Here is a 1,450-nt window from a genome sequence, read left to right on the forward strand (position 1 = left end):
CCCGCCGTCGCGCGGGCTCCTTCGCAAAACCCGCCGGCGCGCGCCACCGCCATAAACGCCTGGAGATCGTTGAGATCCGTCGCCATTGTTCGTCATCCCGTACAACCTGTCCGGATTATAAGCGATTATCGAAACAGCCGACAGCGCCTATCTGCCTCGTCGACAGCAAGGAGAAACAGCATGTCCAGCATCCAAAAGTCCGGCACATTCACCCTCGGAAGCCACACCGTGAAACGCCTTGGCTACGGCGCCATGCAGCTTGCCGGCCCGCATGTGTTTGGTCCGCCCAGGGATCGCGATGCCGCACTGGCGGTGCTGCGCGAGGCGGTGTCATCGGGCGTGGACCATATCGACACCTGCGACTATTACGGCCCGCACGTCACCAACCAGATTATTCGCGAGGCGCTGTCGCCTTACCCCAAGGACCTCGTCCTCGTCACCAAGATCGGCGCGCGGCGCGGCAGCGATGCGTCCTGGCTGCCGGCCAATTCGCCTACCGAACTTGAGCAGGCCGTGCATGACAACCTCAGGAATCTCGGACTTGAGGTGCTGGACGTCGTCAATCTGCGCATAATGTTCGGGATGGGGCCGACTGAGGGCTCGATCGAAGCGCAGTTGACAGCGCTTGCCGAGTTGCAGCGCAAGGGACTGGTGCGCCATATCGGCCTGAGCAACGTCACTCCCGCGCAGATCGAGGAAGGCCTCCGGATCTGCAAGATCGTCTGCGTGCAGAACCAGTACAATCTGGCGCACCGCGACGACGACGCGCTGATCGACCAACTGGCGCGGGAAGGCACCGCCTATGTGCCATTCTTCCCGCTCGGCGGCTTCAGCCCGCTGCAGTCTTCGACTTTGTCGCGGGTGGCGGAACGGCTCGGCGCGACGCCGATGCAGGTGGCGCTCGCCTGGCTGCTGCGACGCTCGCCGAACATTCTGCTGATCCCCGGCACGTCGTCGGTCGGGCATCTGCGGGAGAATCTTGCGGCGGCGGAGCTGGAGCTTTCGGCGGAGGTGCTGGACGAGTTGGATGGCGTGGCGAAAGCCGCGTGATTGGCTAATCTCCCCCCTCGTGGGGGAGATTAGCTGCGTCGGCGCCGACGCCTAATTAATACTCGCCGTATGCGCCGGCTCGGCCGGCCGCGCCTCATCTGCATAAGGCACGCGAAAACCATTGGCGGCGAGCCAGCCGATCGCCGCCTTCGGCTCGTCGGTCTGGATGATGGTGGCGCCGCGTTCGGCCCAGAAGCCCCAGGTCTCGGCGGGAAGGCTTGCGGCGACCGCCAGCTCGTCGCCGCGGCCGCCCGACAGGTAGCCGCCCGGCTTGTTGACGATGGCGTAGGTGTCGGCCCAGAGGTGCCAGCCGCCGCGCACGGCAGACGCCCGCATGCGGTTGGTGAACAGCGGTCCGCCCGTCTCCGTCAACGTCTCGGCGCCGGCCCGCCAGTTGATC

Annotated in this window: 1 protein-coding gene and 1 pseudogene; one reads left to right on the forward strand and one right to left on the reverse strand. The window is 65.4% G+C overall.

The genetic code is table 11. The annotated features are described in order from the left end of the window. The first annotated feature begins 180 nt into the window (after positions 1–180). Positions 181–1,050, forward strand: coding sequence for an aldo/keto reductase family oxidoreductase (locus EN780_RS34140; RefSeq protein WP_128276449.1), 870 nt, complete (start codon positions 181–183; stop codon positions 1,048–1,050). A 51-nt stretch (positions 1,051–1,101) separates the two neighbouring features. On the opposite strand, the pseudogene EN780_RS34145 reads toward EN780_RS34140, so the two are convergent. Continuing rightward, positions 1,102–1,450: pseudogene (locus EN780_RS34145) on the reverse strand (DUF4996 domain-containing protein); the annotation flags it as partial.

It is taken from the genome of Mesorhizobium sp. M4B.F.Ca.ET.089.01.1.1 (assembly GCF_004022605.1).
In the GTDB taxonomy this organism is placed as follows: Bacteria; Pseudomonadota; Alphaproteobacteria; order Rhizobiales; family Rhizobiaceae; genus Mesorhizobium; species Mesorhizobium abyssinicae.